We start from the raw sequence: 20208 nt of genomic DNA, 5'->3' as shown, positions 1-20208 counted from the left end.
TTTCTTATCTCAAAAAAGCAGTGCCTTTTAGGCACTGCTTTTAGCTATTAATAACTTGGTATTTTCGTAATTTGCGCCACGCCCGAATCAATAGCTGCTTTCGCTACTGCTTCTGCAACACTTGGAACAACTCTTTTATCTAATGGATTCGGGATTACATAATTCGCATTACGTTCTTCGTCAGTAATGATGTTAGCGATCCCATATGCTGCCGCTAATTTCATCTCTTCTGTAATATCAGTTGCGCGCACATCTAACGCACCGCGGAATATTCCGGGAAACGCCAATACATTATTTACTTGATTCGCATAATCCGAGCGCCCAGTTCCTACTACAGCTGCCCCAGCCTCTAATGCATCCTCAGGGAAGATTTCTGGAATTGGATTCGCCATTGCAAACACAATTGCTTTCTCATTCATCGTCTGTACAAGTTCTTTCGTTAATACGTTAGGAGCAGATACGCCAATAAAAATATCAGCTTGGTGAATCGCTTCTTTTAACGTTCCACGCACATGTTCACGATTTGTCTTTTTGGAAACTTCAATTTGTGCTTCGTTCATCCATGTTTCACCTTCACAAACAATACCTTCTAGGCTAACTAGCGTAATGTGATTTGCACCAGCCTTTAATAATAATTTTCCAATTGCAATTCCTGCCGAACCCGCACCGTTAATAACGATTTTCACATTATCCATTTGTTTACTAACAACTTTTAATGCATTAATAACAGCTGCTAAAACGACAATAGCTGTTCCATGTTGATCATCATGGAATACAGGAATATTCGTTTCTTCTTTTAGTCGTTTTTCAATTTCAAAACAACGCGGTGCTGCAATATCTTCTAAATTAATCCCTGCAAATGTAGGCTCTAAATTTTTTACAAGGGTAACGATTTCATCTACATCCGTTGTGCCTAAACATAATGGGAAAGCATCTACATTCGCAAATTTCTTAAATAAAATACTTTTTCCTTCCATAACAGGCATAGCCGCTTTCGGTCCAATGTTTCCTAAACCAAGTACCGCTGTTCCATCTGAAACAACTGCCACCATATTGCCACGTGCTGTATAGTCATACACCGTTTCTTCATCTGCCGCAATTGCTTTACAAGACTCCGCTACACCTGGTGTATACGTCAGGCTTAAATCATCCGCTGAATTTACTTCTACTTTACTTGTAATTTCAATTTTCCCTACTAATTCTTTATGCAATAACAATGATCTTTCATTAATTTGATTTGCTAACATACTTATAATCTCCCCTTAATTTGACAAGCTAGCTATATGAATATAGCTAGCTTGTTTAATCATGAAAACATCTTTAATAATATTGTCGCTGTTACAACCATTGCCGCTCCGCCTAAACGAGTAGAAATTTGCGCGAACGGCATTAATTCCATACGATTTGAAGCCGATAAAATAGCAACATCTCCAGTTCCACCTAAACCGCTATGACATCCAGTTACAATCGCCGATTCGACTGGATACATTTTCATCACTTTCCCTACAAGAAAACCTGATGCTACCATTGTAAGAACAACCGATGCGCACACAACAACATATCCTACTGAAAGAACTGCTGCTACGTCTTTTAATGGAATATATAGCAATCCTAATCCAACCATTAAAGGCCAAGTTAAATTCTTCGAAATAAATTTATATAAATGGAATGCTCCTTGCTCCATTTTTGCTGGCATTAATTTAAAGTATTTCACAAGTGCTGCTGAGAAAATCATAATGATCGCCCCAGGAATACCGATGAACTTAGAAGCAAATCCTCCGAAGATGAAGAACGTACACGCAATTAATAAACCTGCTCCCATTAATGAGAAGTCAATTGGTTTCTCTGTATTTTGTTCTTTTAATAATTCTGCTTGATTGTCTGTTTTCACTAATACACCGTTACCACTAAGCTCCGGTTTCTTCTCACCTAAACGCTTCATATACCCTGCACTTACAATTGCGAACATATTTCCAATAATAGCTGCTGGAATAAGCTGTGATACAAACGTTGCTGATGATTCATTTAAAATATCACTATAAGCTAGCGACAGTGGTAAAATTCCTTCCCCGATACCACCACTCACAATTGGTACGATGATAAAGAAGAATGTCTGCTTCATTTCAAATCCAAATAATGAACCGACCAATAATCCTACTGCTACAGAAGCTAACGTCCCTACTACTAAAGGAATAAACATGCGAACGAAACCTTGTACTAACACTTTACGGTTCATTCCTAAAATACTTCCGACTACTAAACAAGAAATATATAAATATAAAAAGTTCGATTTTTTCATTAACATAGTCGCGGCTTCCATTGAAGCTGGATTCATCCAGTTAAAAAATACAAGTAATGATGGAATAAATAACGAAAGTATTGCTGGACCGCCGATATTTTTTAAAATTGGAATTCTCATCCCAATATCGCCTAAGAAAATCCCCATGATCATAATAACTGCAAATCCACCAATCATATCTGCTGGCAATTTATTATATACAGATGCCCCATAAATAATAGCAGCCAATACTACATATAACGGTAAAGGTATAACACCGATTTTTACATTCATAATTTTAGAAGCGAAAGATTCTCTTTGTACTTCATTTCCTTCAGAAAATGATACCGCTTCCACATTCTTTTGAATTCCCATATGGCACCCCCTCGTTTTCTTAATAACAATATTAAAACGCTTTCAATAGTAAAAATAGTTTTTGTAAGTTTTGTAATTGATTTTGTAATTAAAAAAAGTATAAGCGACTTATACTAAGTCGCTTATACGTAAAACTCTATTTTCTTTTGATTAACACATCTTAATTTACTTACAGGTCTTCCCACATGTTGGTACATCATTTCGTTTTCTAACACCCCAATGTCAGTCAGAAACATTACATATTTTCGAATAGAAACTCTTGAAATTCCAACTAATTGTGCCATTTCATCTGTTGTAAACACGCTTCCATTCAAAGAATCGATTTTTTGCCAAATTAATTGCAACGTTTGCTTCGTTAACCCTTTCGGAAGCTCTTTCGTGACAGTAGGCTCCCTTTTTTCTTTTTGTAAAATTAACGAATCTAATTCCGATTGACTAATTTTTTGTTGTTCTTTCATGAAAGTAAGTTTTTCTCGATATATAGTTAATGCCTCTTTAAATCGTTCAAATGTAAATGGTTTAATTAAATAATCTACTACGCCATATTGTAATGCTTTTTTTATACTCCCCATATCATGTACAGCTGAAATCATCATAATATCGATTTCTTTTTCTTGGTTCCGGATATACATTAAAAGCTCAAACCCAGTCTCTTCAGGCATAAAAATATCAAGTAATACTAAATCTACTCGTGATTTCTCTAATATTTCTATCGCCGACTTTACTGAGTTAACTGCTTGAACAAGTTCAAACCCTCCTACTTGCTCTAAATAATGCGTATTTAACATCGCTACCATCGGGTCATCTTCTACAATTAAAACTTTAATCATATTTGCCTCTCATCCCTACCTTTAGGTATTTCAATTGTTATCGTTGTTCCCTTTCCTACTAATGAATGTATATCAATTTCCCCATTTATTCGCTGTATACTTTCTTTTACAAGATACAAACCATAACCGCGGTTATCTCCCTTTGTGGAATAACCTTTCGTAAATAATTCCTCTATTTCTTTTTCTTGTATACCTTTTCCCGTATCTTGCACTGTAATAGTTAATATATCCCCTTGTTGTATCTCAACTTCAACTTGCTTCTTTTCACAATTCGTCACTGCCTCTAACGCATTATCAATTAAATTTCCCACAATCGTAATAAGTTCATGAGTAATACTTTCATCATCTATTTCCGGCATATGAGAATCTTCACTTATAATTAATTTGATATTCTTCTCTCTAGCATAGCTGAGCTTACCTAGTAAAAAACCAGCAAATACTGGATTTTTTATTCTTTTCATAACTCCACCAATTTCATATTGATGCTCTGATACCATACCGCTTATATACTTCTGTAATTCTTCATACTGTTTCATATGTGTAAGCCCTAATACGACATGCATCTTATTCATAAACTCATGAGATTGTGCCCGTAATGCTTCTGCATATAGTCTAATACCAGTTAGTTCCTCTGCTAGTTTTCGAATCTCTGTTTTATCACGAAATGTTGCAATTGCGCCAACTATTTCTCCTTTTACATATAAAGGAACTCGATTCGTCACAATCGTAATTCCATAAATATTTTGTTCTTCGTTTAATTGTACTTCTCCCGTTTGCAATACTTCTTTTATACGTGAATTCGGCATATACAACTCAACATCTTTACCGATAAAATCTTCTTCAAGTCCGCTTTTTTTAAATAGACGTTTCGCTTCATTATTAATTAGCGTTACTCTAGCCTCTTTATCTACAGCAATAATACCTTCCTTTACAGATTGTAGCATCGTATTTCTTTCTTCAAGAATTTTTGCTATCCTGTGAGGTTCAAGACCGAATAAGCTTTTCTTTATATGTCTAGCTAGCAATATCGCTCCTATAATTCCGACTAATACTCCAACTCCAACTCCAATATAAATGATATATCTACTTTCCTTAACTCTCTCTTTTACATTATCTGCTGAAATACCGACCGCCACCGCTCCAAGCTGTTCACCCGTTTCAGAAAATACAGGTACAAACACTCGCATTGAAATACCTAAAGTTCCTTCTGCCAGTGATACATGTTCCTTTCCTTTCAATGCAGGCCCTTCATCTCCCCCAATAAAATGATGACCTATTTTTTGAGGATTTGGATGTGATTTTCTTATTCCATTCATGTCCATAACTACAATAAATTGAACACCTGTGTTTTTTAATATCCTATTTGTATACGTTTGGATTGCAGAAGTATCTGCTTTCCCAATCAAGCCATCGATTACAATCGAATCATTCGCCACAATGTGTGCAATTGTTTTTGCTTTCTCTGCTTGGTTATCCTCCGTTGTCCGTTCTACATTGTGACTAATTAATATATCTGTCACAAGTAAAGAGAAAATCACAACTGTACAAACTAACAATGTAATCGTTTTCCATAAATTCCATAGTCTTTTTCTTTTTTTCATCCCGTTAATGACTCCCCTAATTGCTGAATAGAAAAATAAGTAAGGTGATATTATTTTCACCTTACTTATCTGCTGTTATTATACTTTAAATTTACTAGTCATCGCTTGTAATTCTTCTGCCATCCCAGCTAAGTTTTGCGAAGCAGAACTAATTTCTTCCATTGAATTAACTTGTTCTTCTGTTGAAGCTGCAACACTTTGCATACTAGCTGTATTTTCTTCTGCAGCCGCTGCAATTTCATCAATAGCATTTGTCACTTCATTTGCATCTCCCGCAATTCTCTTCGTTGTTTCTACCATTTGATTAACTTGAGAAACAATATGTGTAGTAGAACTTAAAATTTCCGTAAAACTTACTTTCGTTTTTGTTACAACATCAAGGCCTTGTTGAACTTCTCCATTCACATTATCCATTGCCTTAACAGTATGTTCAATATCCGCCTTAATTTCTGCAATTAAATTTGCAATCTCTCCAGATGACTCTCCTGATTGCTCTGCTAATTTTCTAACCTCATCTGCTACAATAGCAAATCCTCGTCCCTGTTCACCTGCTCTTGCTGCTTCAATAGCCGCATTTAAAGCTAATAAGTTCGTTTGAGTAGCGATATTTTGAATTGCTTCAGAAATAGCTCCTACCTGCTTTGATTTCTCATCAAGAAGTTTAATAATAGCATCTGACTCGGATACCGACCTAGAAATAGACTGCATTTGTTTTGCGGTTTGTTCAACTAAATCTTCTCCCTCTTCAGCTCTTTCTCGCGCATGTAATGAGGAAATAGAAATTGACTCTGCGCTTCCAGTTACATCTTGAATTGCTGTATTTACTTGTTGTAATGTAGCCGCACCTTCTTCAACACCTTGGCTTTGTGATTCAGCCCCACCTGATACTTGCTCCATTGCAATTGTAATTTGATCTGTCGCATCATTCGCTTGCTGTACGCTCGCTGTTAACTCTTCTGCCGATGCTGCAACATGTTCTGCTGAAAAGCTAATTTGGGTAATTACATCTTGTAAAGACGTAGACATTTCATTAAATGAATTCCCTAGTTTCCCTATATCATCTTTGGAATGGATTGTAATTTTCTCTGTTAAATCTCCCTTACTAATTTTATGTGCCGATTCAGCTATTTTTCGTAATGGCCTTGTAATAGACTTTGTAATGAAATAAATTAATACACTACCAAATACAATAGCGATAGCAATAACAATTAAAGTCTTATAAAACACTGGATTTGCAGCTTGGGTAATTTCTTCATCGAACATAACTCCAACTACTTTCCAGCCTGTTTTCTCATTTGTTGCAAAGATTAAATTCTTTTTATCATCTTGTTCTGTATAAGACACATTTCCTTGTTTATCTTCATAAATTGGTTTAATCCAAGGATCAGTAACTTTTGTACCTGGTTTTCTAGATGGATGACTAACAATTTGCTTATTTTGATCTAAAATAACTGCATAACCTTTTTCACCAATGTTAATCATTTTGGAAATTTTTAAGATGTTATCTAAGTTTAAATTAATTCCTATAACACCTTTACCATCTTTTACTTCTTTCGCAATTGTCACTACCATATTTTTTGTAGATGCTGACTGATATGGCGCAGTAACAATTACTTTCCCTTTATTTTCATGTGCTTCTTTATACCAAGATCTATCTGTTGGATTATACCCATCAGCCATTTGAATAAATGGTTCTCTTATAAACTTTCCCGTCTCTGTTCCAATATAAATACCTTCAACTTCTGGATGAAGCTTTATATATTGTGCTAACTTCGTTCTTACTATTTCTTCTTGTCCATTTGGATATGTATCCTCTGTTAAGATGTCTGCAAAGTACGTCGCATCAACAAATTTCTCTTCTATATTTTGAGAAATAACAGTATTTAAAATCGAAATATTCTCCTTTGCCTTATCTGTCATTTGATGTTCAAAATTTGTTTTGGCAGTTTGATATGAAACACCACCGATAATAATTCCTGGTATAGTTAAAATAATAAAAAATGAAATGATTAATTTTTTATTGATACTCATACATTTAACCCCGTTAAATATTTTTTGCATAATAAGCCTCCTTTATGTAATGTGGATACTTGTGTCATTTTATACAATTTACATATATAAAACAATATATAATGATAACATGTAAATTTTTCGTCAATTATGCATTTTTTCATATTCACTCCTTCTAAAGATTTAATCATAAAAAAATAAGAGAACTTCAGCTTATATAATAAGTTCAAGTTCTCTTATTTCGTAACAAAAAACCCCCACAAAAACTCCTCTTACAATTCCTTACATCTCTTTCCTTACTCATTCATTTAGAGCTTTTCACATAACTAATCGCCTGACTCCCCATTTGCATCCATGCCTTTTCAAAACTTTCTCTCGGTATTTTTACATCTAAACTTTCATTAAGAGGATCTCGAATATATACAAATTCCTTATCATATCCAATAAGCACTACACAATGTTCATTATACGTAATTGAAACATCTCCACTATTTGTTTCCCATGTAGTAAATTCATCTGCATCTAATGGTGCAAATGTTGCATTTGTGATCATGACTACAGGTTGCCCTGCTTTTACCTTCTTATAAATTTCTTCTATATTCTTCCCTGTTAAGTCTACAGCTTTATTAGGTAAATATTTTTCCGCTAACTGAAAAAGTGGCCCATGATATACACCGTATCCTGATTCAGAGAATGTATAAATATTACCTACAAATCCTTCATTTGGATTCCCGCGCACACCATCGTCTATAAAATCAACTTTTTTTATTTCATTTGCTAATGTCATCTTATCCACTGAAACACCAGCGTATTGTAACATCATCGCTAAGCTTGTCACTTCACAGCCTCTATCCAATTCTGGTAACTGCTGAATTAATGGAACATTTGATAAGATGACTTTTTCATCGTTATTACTAAACTCCGTTTCTTTTCCTCTTTGTATATTTGAGAATGTTAACTTCTCTACATACTTTGGAATTCCATTTGTATATACACTCCATATTGCTGTACCTAGTAAAGCTGTACATATATACCACTTCAATTTTCTTATCGCTTTCACGCCCTTATTAATTCGTTAAATAAGAATAAAATGCGTCAGCATCCGTTCGTATCATCGGTACAAAATTTAGTTCTTTTCCTTTTTCAGGCTGATCTTTTTTTATCTTTTCCGCTAACTCTTGAATATTCATATTCATTTTATCCATATTAAGCTCATCTGCCATTTGTAGCACCATTTGTTCATTAATTTCTCTTAATATTTGATATATATCTTTACCATACAAATCAATATGATATTTTTTTGCTTCTTCCTGTACTTTTTGTTCGTACACTTCTTGTGCTAACTCTTCAATTTCTTTTCCTTTTTGAGAAATATCTAACTTTCCTGCTTCTTCTCTTACTTTCTTTCCGTAGATTTCTTCCGCGATGTCTTCGATTTCTTGTCCATCTGTCGAAATACCTAATTTATCTGCTTCATCTTTAATTTTAATCGCATTAATTTGAGTAATTAAATCTACAATTGATGTATTCTCTATAGATATACCTAGCTTTAACGCTTCTTGCTTTACTTTTGTTTCATAGATTTCTTCTGACAGCGTCCCAACATCTTTTCCTTCAATCGATATGCCTAACTGCTCTGCTTCCCTTCCTACTTCTGTTTCATGAATTTCTTTTTCTAGTGTAATTTGTTCTTTTCCTTCCGTTTCAATACCTAGTTTCTCTGCTTTTTCTTCTGTATGCACTGCATGTATCTTACCATTGTTCAATTGTTCTTTACTGCGCTGTGTGTAATCTGTCTTTCCTTTTTGTGTTTCAGAAGGAGAGGCACCCCCTAATATACTTAAACTCATTACTCCAATAGTGAATACCGTCATCATTTTCTTTTTCAAAATTAATTCCTCCCTCTTATACTTTCTTTCCCATCATTCCCCTAGTTTTTTTAATACTATACATACATCTCATCGCTGCTTGAGATAACATTATGATTGATAAAACTCACTCACATACACCTAGTCTCTTCTTCATGTAACGAACTTTCTTTATGCCATACATAATATAAATAGTTTCTTAACTTTCCCTTAAAAAAGACGACCTTGTAAAAACAAGATCGTCTTCTTACTTATATTTTTTGATTTTTAGGGAAAATCACTTCAAAGCAAGTTCCATCTCCCCATTTGCTCTCTACTGATATTTTTCCATAATGCTTTTCTACAATCCAATTTGCGATTGAAAGACCTAATCCAGCTCCTTCTGACGTACTTCTTGCTTTATCCCCTTGATAAAAACGATCAAATAATTTCGGAATATCTTCTTCTTTCACTCCTATCCCGTCATCTTTCACATGTATACGAATTGAACTACTCGTTTGCGTGCAATCGATTTGAATATGCCCACCTTCGTTTGTATACTTCATCGCATTATCTAACAGTATGACCATCATTTGATGAATCCGCTCTCTATCCCCCATAAAAGATACACCACGTTCTACTTTTAGCATCATTTCTTTTTCTTGATAAGAAGCAATCTCCTTATATGGAGCTACTATTTCTTCTAACAATTTATCAAGTTCAAATGTTTTCTTATCCATCTCAATTTGATTAGAATCAGAACGTGCTAGCAATAATAAATTACTAACGAGTTTCGATAACCGCCTACATTCTTTTGAAATTGTAGAAATATCCATCGCTTTTTCTTCTATCGTAGCGGATGGTGACTGGAATAAAACATCCGTTTTTGATTGAATAACTGCAAGTGGTGTCCTGAGTTCATGTGATGCATCAGAAACGAATTGCTGCTGTTTCTCCCATGAATTTTGAATAGGTACGAGTGCCCTACCAGCTAAGAAAAAGCCGATTCCTATTGCACATAAACTTCCTATGCTACAACCTATAATAAGAATTAAAAATAAAGTATTTAACATTCCTTCTTCCGCTGTTATATCTCGCACGATTTGAACTATTTCTCCATCTTTTTGAAGCGAAAATGCTCTAAAATATCGTCCTTGTACTTTGATATCTTGTAACTCCCCTATTTTTTCCGGAGAAAACTTTTCCAAATTCTCTTCAAAAATAGAACGGAATTTACGGTTATCGCCCTCTATTTTCACTATTTTCCCATTCCAAGTTATTCTAGTTACTCGCGGATCTCCAATTTGGATATTCTCCATACGTTTTCTTGGTGGTATTTTAACATCTAATTTTTCTCTATACTGAGCCATCATTTTTATAGATTGATCCACTTCATTATAAATACGCTTATATGTGTATGAATAAATAATACTACCTAATATACCTATTAATAGGATAAATACTAATGAATTCACTATAGTCAAACGAATGCGTGTCTTTTGAAACATACTTCCCTTTTTCATTGTTCTTTTAATATATATCCAATACCTCGAACGGTTTGAATATCTTTCTGATAACCGAATGGTTCTAATTTTTTACGCAAATGATGCACATACACTTCCACAATGGCTACTGTCGTATCTGAATCAAATCCCCAAACACGATCAAAAATTTGTTCACGCATTAAAATCTTCCCGCTATTTTGAATGAGATACTCTAGTAGCTCATATTGTTTCAATGTCAACTTAATACTTTGTCCATCTACTTGAACGTCTTTATCTTTTCCGAACAATTCAATCCCTTTATAACGAATCGTTTGCTGGGTTGTTAAACTACCACTTCTGCGTAGTAAAGCGCGAATTCTCGCTTTTAATTCAGGGGCCTGGAATGGCTTAACTATATAGTCATCTCCACCAAAATCCAATCCCTTCACCCGATCTTCTAAAGAATCTCTCGCTGTCAAAAACAGGACTGGTGTTTCAATCTTTTCATCACGTATTTTTTGAATTACTTCAAATCCGTCCATCCCTGGCATCATCACATCCAGCAAAATTGCATCATATATATTTTGAAGCGCTAAAAACAATCCATCTTCTCCATTTATTGCCGTATCTACTTCAAATTCATCACGCAAAATTTGTACGATAGACTCTAATAACGAGGCATTATCTTCTACTACAAGTAATCGCATGCTCTCACCTTCCATCAAATAGTTCAATTCTATTTATTATTACATTTCTTCTCTTCATAACAAAAGAATGTAGTTACATTACGTATTTTCATTTTTAACTATTTCCTTCTAAAATTTTGAAGTTTTATTATAAAAACTTTGTCTTAAATTTAGCTTAATAAAAAATTGAAAGAAATAAGATTCCTCTTATCTCTTTCAATTTTTTATTACATATACCTTTTTACTCGGCAACTCCAAACAATTTAGCTGACCACCATACACAGCCCCGCCATCAATTCCAATAATACGATTACTCCCAAAATACACTCCGCAATCCTCACTACCATGAAGCGTTTTTGTTTCCGTATGCCCAAATACAACAACCTTTTCACCACTATATCCATTATGAAATTCATTACGGATCCACATTAACGTATATGGTTCAGATTCAGAAACTCGTTTCATCGGTTCAACCCCAGCATGTACAAATATATACTCTTCTGTTTCAATGTAATGATCTAATTCTTGAATAAACTTTATATGTTCCTCTAATACACGAGATTGTAACATCGGTTTTTGGAAGTCTTTCTCATTAACCGCAATATCCTCTTCTACAAATCCATAGCTATATAATGTCTTATCTCCACCATTTCTTTTTACCCAATGGTTCCATGAACGTTCCTCATTTGTCGTTAACGCCTTAATCATCATATCTTCATGATTTCCTTTTAAAATGAGTGCTCCCTCTTCTTTCAATTCTCTTACCTTTTCAATTACAGCACGCGCATTTGGACCACGATCTACATAATCTCCCAGTAAGATTAATTGATCCTGTTTCGCATCATATTGAGCTTCTTCCAATAACTGTTCGAACTTTTCTATCTCTCCATGAATATCACTAATAACAAGAATTCTTTTCATATTATCCCCCCCTCTTTCTAATTATAGTTCAAAACGACAGAAAGTTCAGAATTTAAATCCCGCATTAACGGGCAGTAAGTCCCCCACTGATTACAGTTTCACTTTATTACAAACTAAACTATTATCCTTACAACAATGTAAGTCTCTTGTCATCCAATTCGATAGTTGTAATTACTGTATTTCCTTATACTGAGAGTAAGAAATGAAACAAAAAATAAGGAGAGATGAGAGATGAAAAAAGTAATGGAAGTTGTAGTAGCGGTAGTAGAGGTTTTCGTAAATGGTAAACAAGTCGCAATGGAGTTAAATAAATAATGAAAAGGACAACATTCACTCTAGACCCTTTACTCATATAAAAGAGATAAGACTTCATCATTTCTTTGATCCCTTATCTCCCTATAGAGAAAGCCGTATCCCTTTTAAGGATACGGCTTTCTCTTATTTTTGACTCGTACGAGCTGAAATGCTAATTGCTCTATCTGTTGCTTTGGCAGCTTCATCTAACGCTTCTTTACTATTCTTCCCGTCATACATTGCTTCTAATGCTTTTACAACTGCATCTCTTGATTCTGGGAATACACTAATTAAAGCACCTTGTGTTGCCGGAGTTTGCTTCGTCGCTTGCAGTTGATCTACTGTTACTTTCAACTGCGGATATTTTTCATATTGCTCTTTTACTAATGGCTCATTATATGCATCTGGATTAATTGAGAAATAACCTGTTGCAGTATGCCATTTTGCTTGTACGTCTGGCTTCGTTAAATATTTCATAAAGTCCCAAGCACCTTGTTGCGTTTCTTCTGAAACCATATTCGTCATCCATAATGATGCTCCACCAATAACAACACCATTTTGTTTCGAATCCTCTGGATACGGAATATATGAAACACCTACATTAAACTTAGATGCATCAATTAAATCACGAACACCTGCTGAAGAATCTAAATACATAGCAACTTGTCCAGACTGGAACGCGGCACGAATATCATCCCAACTTGCTCCATACTTTCCAAGTGCGCCAGCTTTATTTAAATCATCTAACATTCCAAATACTTTCTGTCCTTCTTTACCGTTAAATACCGCCTTCTTTGCAGCATCTTTACGGCCGTTTTCGTTATCTACATATAAAGCACCTTGTGTCGCTAACAATTCTTCAAAGAACCAACCATAGTTAAGCATGGAGAATCCATATTGTTTTACATTTCCACCTTCTTTAATCGTTAACTTTTTCGCTGCTTCTTGTAATTCCGCATATGTTTTCGGAGCTTTCTCTGGATCTAAGCCCGCCTTTGCAAAAGCATCTTTATTATAAATTAATACTGGTGTAGATGAATTAAATGGCATAGAATACATTTTTCCATCAACTGAATAATAATTTGTAATTGCTTTTTCTAATTTTGACGTATCGTACTTATCTTTTTTTATCCAGCTATCAATTGGTGTGATTTTTTTGCTATCAATCATATATTTCGTTGTAATTTCACTCGATTGAACAAGAGCTGGCGCTTCTTTCGTTGCAGACATCGTTCTAAATTTTGTTAAAGACTCTTCATATGTCCCTTGGAACTCTGCCTTTATCTCGTATTTATTTTGTGACTTATTATAGTCTGCAACAAGACCATCTAGTACACCTTGTGTTTTTCCACCCATCGCATGCCAGAAGCGAATTACAGTTTTATCACCATTTTTTTCAACTGGTGCTACTTTTGCCTGCGCTTCAGGTTTTCCCTCTGTTTTACTATTTGAACAAGCGGCACTAGATAATGCCATTGTTGCTGCCATTAATAGAGCAGCACCTTTTTTTACTAAACTCATTTTAAGCTCACCTTCTCTTAGTTATTTAATTGCACCTTTTGTTAATCCTTGTTGTAATTGTTTTTGTCCTAAAAATAGTAAAATCAATGTTGGAATAACGATAACCGTAACACCGGCCATTACACTTCCCCAATCAGTTGCAACTTCTTGAGACTGAAGCTGCTTTACACCGATTTGCACTGTTCTTACTTTTTCATCAGTGGTCACTAAAAGTGGCCATAAATACATATTCCATGTTGTTAAAAAGCTATATACTCCAAGCGTAATAAAACTCGTTTTACAATACGGTATTACAACGCTGAATAAAAATCTTATATTTCCAATCCCTTCAATAAAAGCAGCTTCTTTCAGTTCATTCGGGAGTGTCATAAAATGTTGGCGTAACAAGAAAATACCGAAAGCTGTTGCAAAAAACGGCACTGTCATCCCGGCGAAACTATTGATCCAGCCAAAGTTTTGAATCGTTAAAAAGTTAGGCACCATCGTTGCTTCCCACGGAATAAGCATCGTTGAAATAAACAGGAAGAAAATTAAGTTTCTCCCTTTAAACTGAAGAAAAACAAAAGCATAAGCTGCTAAACTTGATACGATAAGTTGTCCAATCATAACGACTGTCGATACAATTAAACTGTTATATAAGTATGTAAAAAGCGGTACTTTTTGAAAAATATTAATGAAATTATCAAAAGTAAACTGGGTCGGAAATAACCTTCTCATTTGAATATCGTCTGGTGTCATAAAGCTTATTAAAAATGCATACAGTACAGGAAAAAACACCATCACTGCACTAATAATGAGTAGCATGTATAATAGGAAATTTTGTTTCCACTGTTTAACAATCATTTATAATGCACCTTTCTCTCAGCAAACTTAAATTGAAGTAATGTAGCAACGAAAATGAAAACAAATAATACCATCGCTTGTGCACTTGCTGTTCCAAATTGATGATTCACAAACGCCTCTTTGTAAATCGAGTACACAATTAAATTCGTTGCATCATTTGGTCCACCGTGCGTTAAAATATCAATTTGTCCAAAGCTTTGGAACGCACTAATTAATGTTACTGTTACAATAAAGAATAAAGTTGGCGATAGCATCGGTAATGTAACACGGCGAAGCTTATATAAATAACTAGCACCATCTATAGATGCACTCTCATATAAAGACGTATCAATATTTTGTAAACCACCTAATATAACTAAAAATGCAAAACCTGTATTCACCCAAACTGTTGTAACTGATACAGAGAATAGTGCCCAGTCCGGACTCGTTAACCATGCGATTGCAGGAAGGTTCATAGAGGCTAATATATTATTAAATAATCCTACACTTGGATGAAATAAAAATAGCCAAATCACTGCACTAGCAGCTACTGATATTCCCATCGTCGAAGAAAACAGAACTCGGAATAACCCAATACCTCTTACCTTTCCATTTGCAATCAATGCAAGAAACAAAGCAAATATAATACTCGTAGGAACTGTATATAAAACAAATAATAAAGTTGATTTTATACTTTTGTAGAAGGCTGGATCAGAGAATAAATATTGATAATTTTCTAAGCCAACGAAGAGATTAGCTTCTCCATGTATATCGGTTAAATAAAAACTATAATAAATCGTCCTAAACAATGGATAGAACAGAAAAATCGAAAATAGCAAAATAGATGGCGCCAAAAACAATAATCCTATTCTTAAATCTTTCGTTCTCTCCCATAATTTTTTCTTTTTTGACACCTTTGTTTGAACTGGTAACTTACTTACTTCGATCATTATTTCGCCACCACTTTCAACTCTTCTTCAGCTACCACTTTTAAGCGTTCATTCGTGTTTTCGTTAAAGAAGCATAACTTTTCTTGCGAGAATAATAATTTTACTTTGTCACCTTTGTTCAGGAGTAACTGTCCGATAACTTTCGCACTCCAAGTTGTTCCATTTACCGCAAAGTTCAATATAGATTCATTCCCTAATACTTCTACAGATTGCAACGTCACTTCTTGTCCCTCCTCAGACAGTGCAATATGCTCAGGGCGCATGCCTATGCGAATTGTTCCTTCTGGTAATTGCTTTAACTGTCTAATAGATAATGGAATTTGCAATTGTCCTATATGTAATACACCTTTTTCTTTATTTACTTCCCCATCATTTATATTCATAGAAGGAGAACCTATAAAGCTTGCAACAAATTCGTTTGCTGGTTCGTTATATATTTCAAGTGGTGTTCCAACTTGCTGTATACTTCCTTTATTTAAAACCATGATACGATCTCCCATAGTCATCGCTTCTATTTGATCGTGGGTAACGTAAATCATCGTAATTCCTAATCGCTGCTGAATTTCTCTAATTTCAATTCTCATTTGCGCACGTAATTTCGCATCTAAATTCGAAAGTGGTTCATCCATTAAACAGATTGGTGCTTGACTCACGATCGCCCTAGCAAGCGCAACACGCTGTCTTTGTCCGCCTGATAATTGACCTGGTTTCATTTTCACATACTCTTTCAGTCCTACCATTTCAATAGCTTCCATTAGTCGCTTTTGTCGCTCTTCTTTTTGTACTTTTCTTACCTTAAGTCCAAATAAAATATTTTCTTCTACAGATAAGTGTGGATATAATGCATAATTTTGAAATACCATTGATAGATTACGGTCTTTCGGCTCTAGATCATTTGCAACACGTTCATTAATAATTAAATCTCCCGAAGAAATCTCTTCTAAGCCAGCGATCATTCGTAATAATGTGCTTTTCCCGCATCCCGAAGGTCCAACTAAAACAAAAAATTCGCCCTTCTTAATATGAACCGATACGCCTTTAACCGCTGTCTCTTCTGCATTTTTATATACCTTTGAAACATTTTTCAATTCAATCACAAAGTTGCACTCCTTTTTTCTTCATGTATCCATACTTCATAATGACTTGTTGAAATCGCACTTGCTCCTGCACGAATTGCAATTTCCGCATCTTCTCGCGTTTGAATCAACCCGCCTGCAATAATAGGAAACTCTATTTCCTCTACTAGCTGTTTAATTATAGAAGGCATAATCCCCGGCATAATCTCTACTGCATTTGGTTTAGTCGTTTTACAATTTTCAATTGATTTAGTAAGAGATAAAGTATCTACAATAAAAATACGTTGAATTGTTTTCAATCCAATTTTATTAGCATTTCGAATTGTCGAACCCTTTGTTGAAATAATACCTTGTGCCCCGATAACATCTTGAATATACAAAAGCGCTTCCTCTGTATTCGTATTTAAACCTTGTATAAAATCACAATGAAGAAATACATCATGTCCATGTTTCTGCAATTCATATACACGCTCTGGTAATTCCAGCATTGAACCAGTCATAAGAAAAACTGTTTTCGGCAATTTTTTGTATGCTTTGTATCCTTTCCAATCCTTTATCATCGCAATATAAGGTTCTTTAAACATTCATTCCACCTAACTATTCTATTTTTATCCAAACTAAAAACACCTACTTACATAGAACGCCTTTCTCCTTATTTGAACTCTAGGGAATAGAGCACACCTAAGAAAGTGGCACATTATATGTAAGTGGGTGTTCTCAAATATTCTCTACCCTAGTTATTTTGTTACCTTTACTATATTACGCATTTATTAAGTCAGTTTTGATAGATTGTTAATTAGGTGTTAATCGAATGTTAATATTCACCACATCATTTTTTACATTAATCTAGATATTAAAATATAAATAAATAGAACGAAACAATACTTAAAATTCAATCAATATGTAAATTCATTCCATAGTTAATGATTTTTAGTTTGCTTGCCACTGCTTGCAAACTAAAGTTATCCCAAGCGGTACTATAAAGTGGAATGCGCCTTTTCTCTTGTATTGATATGGCCCAGGCTGTAACAACATCAGTACCATATCCGTTCCCTTGAAACTCCGCTAAAGTTTCCACACTTGCCTCAGCAGCTACGGGCGTACTTCTGGCACTGCAACAAACAGAAACTACTTTTTCATTTTTTACAATTGCCAAATAAGGTTGCCTCCTTATTTACTCCATATACCATCCATTCATAATCTATTTTTCATGTTCAAAATAAAAATCCCATTCAAATACACATTACTGAATCCATCATACTAACTGATTTCTTCATTCTGTCTATCTAAATGGGATTATTTTTCGTTTTTTACTCTACTGGTTGTTGTGGCTGTACTACTTCATTCGCTCCAGCTACCCTCAACATATTTACAATATCTTTAAAACCTCTTTTTTCAGCGTATTGCAGTGGCGTCAGATGTTCCTTGTTAGCCATGTTTACATCTGCACCGTGATCAATAAGCAATTGAATTACTTTCTTATGGTTTTCACTACCATTTCCTAATACAATTGCTTCTAATAGCGCTGTTCCACCACGTTCATTTTTATAATTCACATCAATATCTGTATGCTCTAATAATTCTTTAACAACCTCTACATGGCCACGTTCAGATGCAGAAATAAGTGCTGTCCCACCTGACCTAGTCGTTTCTTTCGTATTAACTCCTGCATTAATTAATACTTTTACAATATCCGTATATCCTTCTCTACTTGCATAAAGAAGTGGATTACTTTTTTTCTCATCTTTAATTTCAATATTAGCACCTGCACCAATTAATGCTTTAACTGTCTCTACATGATTTTGGTACGTCGCTGCAAGGACAGGCGTTTCTCCGTTGTCACCTTCTACGTTTATATTCGCTCCATCCTGAATCAACTTCATAGCTGTCTCTGTGTCTCCAAGAGTAGCTGAAAGTAACAACTGTTTGTCCATTAAATTTATACTTTTCTCTTCTTTAGATTCTTCCTGTTCTTTATGCTTCTCTTTTTTCTTTTCATTTTTCACATGAACCGGTTTCGATTCTGGTTCTTCTTGCTTATCGCAAGCCACTACCGTCATTAAAAGTCCTAATAAAATACATAATAAAATTTTTTGTTTTCTCACAACTACAGCTCCTATGAAAGATAATGTTTTCTTAACCATTCCTCCATCACATACAATAACTCTTCTTGAGTACATTTATCCATAAGCCCTTTAGATTCCTTCTTTAATCGGATTATCTTAAGCTTATACTATGTTTCTCAACCTATTGAAATGATACGCCTGATGGCCCCATCATTAACATTATGAAGCAATTAGTTTAGCACGTTTTTACCGCATTTGTATACATTTCTAAAAAGTACATAAATGATTGCTTTAGGTTACTATATTCCATTGTAACCGTTCTGCTAAAAATTTTACACCTTTTCTATATTTGCACCTGAGTAATAATAGAAAAAGACAACTACATAGTTGTCTTTTTCTATTAATGATGTCCACCATGATTTCCTGCTTTCGGTTTCCCCATCATCTCTTTATTCATTTCCCATTTATGCTCTGCTAGCTCTTTATACGAAAGAACTTTCCCCTTATAGTTAGATACAAAGCTCTCTGCATCTTTTTTATTTTTAAATGAAATGACATTATAAGCCATCGGTGTCGTTATTGTTTTATCATATACGTAAGTAGCGTCTTCTAACGAAATCCAATCTTTCGAATCATAATCTCGGACAAATTTCTCTTTCGTCTTTTCATCTGAGTTGATCTCCATCCATTTATACATACAACCGATATCATCAAACTTTAACGCTTTTCCATTTTCTAAAATAATTTCTGTTGCAAATTGATTATCTGTTACCCCAATTTGGCAAATATCACATTTATCATGTTTCTCATCAATGGCAACAGCTGCTGTTTCCTTTTTCCCACACCCGACTACTGTAAATACGAAACATAAACATATAGCAAGTACGACATATTTTACTTTCATCAATATTCCTCCCTAGAAACCGTATACTCCACGAAAAGAATACCAAAAGGTTGTGTGAGATTTGTGAAAAAACAATGTGCTTTTTGTAATATAGGAAACAAAAAAAGATGTGTAGTTATTTCTACACATCTCTCATCACTCACAACCTGTAATTAATAAATCATCTTCTAATTTAACTAATAATGTATCCGCACTAATTTCCTGTCCAACTTCTACATTTACCAATCTTATATTTCCACTAATCCCGACTGCAATTTTTTTTAGCTCACCGTCATTTTTTCGGATCATCAGTAATTTTTCCCATTCATATACGTAAGAAGATTCATTAATAAAAATCTCCTCTACTTTTCCTTCATAAGAGCTATAAATCTCTTCTATTCTCGTTTTCATATAACATCTACTCCCTATTTCACACTTCACTATTTTCATCTTATTCTACCATTCTTACGAGGAGTGGCTTACTTTTTAAAAATTCAAATTAACTACCGTGAACAAAATGAACAAAATAAAAATTATGCTTCTAATGATGTTATTTTTCAAATT

18 protein-coding genes and 2 pseudogenes are annotated in these 20208 nt (G+C 34.4%); all 20 read right to left on the bottom strand.

The genetic code is table 11. The annotated features are described in order from the left end of the window. Nucleotides 1–47 precede the first annotated feature (47 nt). The 20 genes and pseudogenes from DN400_RS03130 to DN400_RS03040 all read right to left on the bottom strand — a co-directional run bounded on the left by DN400_RS03130 (nt 48) and on the right by DN400_RS03040 (nt 20055). Nucleotides 48–1247 carry an NAD(P)-dependent malic enzyme gene (locus tag DN400_RS03130; protein ID WP_025118066.1) on the bottom strand — a complete coding sequence of 400 codons (1200 nt, stop codon included), beginning with the start codon at nt 1245–1247 and terminating at the stop codon, nt 48–50. A 59-nt stretch (nt 1248–1306) separates the two neighbouring features. After that, nucleotides 1307–2653, bottom strand: coding sequence for a 2-hydroxycarboxylate transporter family protein (locus DN400_RS03125; RefSeq protein WP_000512725.1), 1347 nt, complete (start codon nt 2651–2653; stop codon nt 1307–1309). A 122-nt stretch (nt 2654–2775) separates the two neighbouring features. Continuing rightward, entirely contained in the window at nt 2776–3483 is a 708-nt protein-coding gene (locus tag DN400_RS03120; RefSeq protein ID WP_098014245.1) for a response regulator, read from the bottom strand. Beyond that, complete coding sequence (locus DN400_RS03115) at nt 3480–5084, bottom strand: sensor histidine kinase (protein ID WP_000746401.1); 1605 nt, start codon at nt 5082–5084, stop codon at nt 3480–3482. The genes DN400_RS03120 and DN400_RS03115 overlap by 4 nt, the downstream gene beginning before the upstream one ends. 78 nt (nt 5085–5162) lie before the next feature. After that, nucleotides 5163–5981: a methyl-accepting chemotaxis protein gene (locus tag DN400_RS30250; protein ID WP_434166820.1), complete on the bottom strand. Its 819-nt coding sequence runs from the start codon at nt 5979–5981 to the stop codon at nt 5163–5165. Between the two features lie 120 nt (nt 5982–6101). Continuing rightward, a pseudogene (locus tag DN400_RS30245) lies at nt 6102–7004 on the bottom strand (HAMP domain-containing protein); the annotation flags it as partial. Nucleotides 7005–7398: 394 nt separating this feature from the next. Beyond that, a complete protein-coding gene (locus DN400_RS03105; protein ID WP_080478015.1) occupies nt 7399–8154 on the bottom strand; it encodes a C39 family peptidase in 756 nt (251 codons plus the stop codon). 7 nt (nt 8155–8161) lie between these two features. Next, a complete protein-coding gene (locus tag DN400_RS03100; protein ID WP_000728588.1) occupies nt 8162–8983 on the bottom strand; it encodes a hypothetical protein in 822 nt (273 codons plus the stop codon). A 230-nt stretch (nt 8984–9213) separates the two neighbouring features. Then, nucleotides 9214–10464 (bottom strand): sensor histidine kinase, encoded by a 1251-nt coding sequence (locus tag DN400_RS03095; protein ID WP_080017751.1) that lies wholly within the window; start codon nt 10462–10464, stop codon nt 9214–9216. Beyond that, nucleotides 10461–11132 (bottom strand): response regulator transcription factor, encoded by a 672-nt coding sequence (locus tag DN400_RS03090; protein ID WP_001238623.1) that lies wholly within the window; start codon nt 11130–11132, stop codon nt 10461–10463. The genes DN400_RS03095 and DN400_RS03090 overlap by 4 nt, the downstream gene beginning before the upstream one ends. A gap of 195 nt (nt 11133–11327) precedes the next feature. Next, on the bottom strand, nt 11328–12032 hold the full coding sequence (locus tag DN400_RS03085) for a metallophosphoesterase family protein (protein ID WP_000821970.1): 705 nt from the start codon (nt 12030–12032) through the stop codon (nt 11328–11330). Nucleotides 12033–12470: 438 nt separating this feature from the next. Further along, nucleotides 12471–13847, bottom strand: a complete 1377-nt coding sequence (locus DN400_RS03080) for an ABC transporter substrate-binding protein (protein ID WP_000060580.1) — start codon at nt 13845–13847, stop codon at nt 12471–12473. 21 nt (nt 13848–13868) lie between these two features. Further along, on the bottom strand, nt 13869–14690 hold the full coding sequence (locus tag DN400_RS03075; protein ID WP_000635946.1) for a carbohydrate ABC transporter permease: 822 nt from the start codon (nt 14688–14690) through the stop codon (nt 13869–13871). Next, nucleotides 14687–15619: a carbohydrate ABC transporter permease gene (locus DN400_RS03070; RefSeq protein ID WP_000573797.1), complete on the bottom strand. Its 933-nt coding sequence runs from the start codon at nt 15617–15619 to the stop codon at nt 14687–14689. Before DN400_RS03070 ends, DN400_RS03075 begins: the two co-directional genes overlap by 4 nt. After that, nucleotides 15619–16716 carry an ABC transporter ATP-binding protein gene (locus tag DN400_RS03065; RefSeq protein WP_065229733.1) on the bottom strand — a complete coding sequence of 366 codons (1098 nt, stop codon included), beginning with the start codon at nt 16714–16716 and terminating at the stop codon, nt 15619–15621. Before DN400_RS03065 ends, DN400_RS03070 begins: the two co-directional genes overlap by 1 nt. After that, nucleotides 16713–17279 (bottom strand): glycerol-3-phosphate responsive antiterminator, encoded by a 567-nt coding sequence (locus tag DN400_RS03060; protein ID WP_000472002.1) that lies wholly within the window; start codon nt 17277–17279, stop codon nt 16713–16715. Before DN400_RS03060 ends, DN400_RS03065 begins: the two co-directional genes overlap by 4 nt. A 308-nt stretch (nt 17280–17587) precedes the next feature. Continuing rightward, nucleotides 17588–17863, bottom strand: a pseudogene (locus tag DN400_RS03055) (GNAT family N-acetyltransferase); the annotation flags it as partial. A 142-nt stretch (nt 17864–18005) separates the two neighbouring features. Beyond that, nucleotides 18006–18875, bottom strand: a complete 870-nt coding sequence (locus tag DN400_RS03050; protein ID WP_000287336.1) for an ankyrin repeat domain-containing protein — start codon at nt 18873–18875, stop codon at nt 18006–18008. A gap of 286 nt (nt 18876–19161) precedes the next feature. Next, the gene (locus DN400_RS03045; protein WP_000865665.1) at nt 19162–19665 is read right to left on the bottom strand and encodes a nitrous oxide reductase accessory protein NosL; all 504 of its coding nucleotides are present in this window, start codon (nt 19663–19665) and stop codon (nt 19162–19164) included. Nucleotides 19666–19800: 135 nt separating this feature from the next. Further along, nucleotides 19801–20055 (bottom strand): hypothetical protein, encoded by a 255-nt coding sequence (locus tag DN400_RS03040; protein ID WP_000857376.1) that lies wholly within the window; start codon nt 20053–20055, stop codon nt 19801–19803. Between the last annotated feature and the right edge of the window lie 153 nt (nt 20056–20208).

The organism is Bacillus sp. AR8-1 (genome assembly GCF_008042345.1).
Taxonomy (GTDB): Bacteria; Bacillota; Bacilli; order Bacillales; family Bacillaceae_G; genus Bacillus_A; species Bacillus_A cereus.
Note: the sequence above shows the minus strand (reverse complement) of the source record. Positions and strands in the feature narration are given on the sequence as shown.

Bases quoted from the DNA above. Each gene is read 5' to 3' on its own strand.
- DN400_RS03130 (WP_025118066.1), bottom strand. From the start codon at position 1,247: ATGTTAGCAAATCAAATTAATGAAAGATCATTGTTATTGCATAAAGAA.
- DN400_RS03125 (WP_000512725.1), bottom strand. From the start codon at position 2,653: ATGGGAATTCAAAAGAATGTGGAAGCGGTATCATTTTCTGAAGGAAAT.
- DN400_RS03120 (WP_098014245.1), bottom strand. From the start codon at position 3,483: ATGATTAAAGTTTTAATTGTAGAAGATGACCCGATGGTAGCGATGTTA.
- DN400_RS03115 (WP_000746401.1), bottom strand. From the start codon at position 5,084: ATGAAAAAAAGAAAAAGACTATGGAATTTATGGAAAACGATTACATTG.
- DN400_RS30250 (WP_434166820.1), bottom strand. From the start codon at position 5,981: ATGGAGCAAGTATCAGGTGGGGCTGAATCACAAAGCCAAGGTGTTGAA.
- DN400_RS03095 (WP_080017751.1), bottom strand. From the start codon at position 10,464: ATGAAAAAGGGAAGTATGTTTCAAAAGACACGCATTCGTTTGACTATA.
- DN400_RS03090 (WP_001238623.1), bottom strand. From the start codon at position 11,132: ATGCGATTACTTGTAGTAGAAGATAATGCCTCGTTATTAGAGTCTATC.
- DN400_RS03085 (WP_000821970.1), bottom strand. From the start codon at position 12,032: ATGAAAAGAATTCTTGTTATTAGTGATATTCATGGAGAGATAGAAAAG.
- DN400_RS03080 (WP_000060580.1), bottom strand. From the start codon at position 13,847: ATGAGTTTAGTAAAAAAAGGTGCTGCTCTATTAATGGCAGCAACAATG.
- DN400_RS03075 (WP_000635946.1), bottom strand. From the start codon at position 14,690: ATGATTGTTAAACAGTGGAAACAAAATTTCCTATTATACATGCTACTC.
- DN400_RS03070 (WP_000573797.1), bottom strand. From the start codon at position 15,619: ATGATCGAAGTAAGTAAGTTACCAGTTCAAACAAAGGTGTCAAAAAAG.
- DN400_RS03060 (WP_000472002.1), bottom strand. From the start codon at position 17,279: ATGTTTAAAGAACCTTATATTGCGATGATAAAGGATTGGAAAGGATAC.
- DN400_RS03050 (WP_000287336.1), bottom strand. From the start codon at position 18,875: ATGTACTCAAGAAGAGTTATTGTATGTGATGGAGGAATGGTTAAGAAA.
- DN400_RS03045 (WP_000865665.1), bottom strand. From the start codon at position 19,665: ATGAAAGTAAAATATGTCGTACTTGCTATATGTTTATGTTTCGTATTT.
- DN400_RS03040 (WP_000857376.1), bottom strand. From the start codon at position 20,055: ATGAAAACGAGAATAGAAGAGATTTATAGCTCTTATGAAGGAAAAGTA.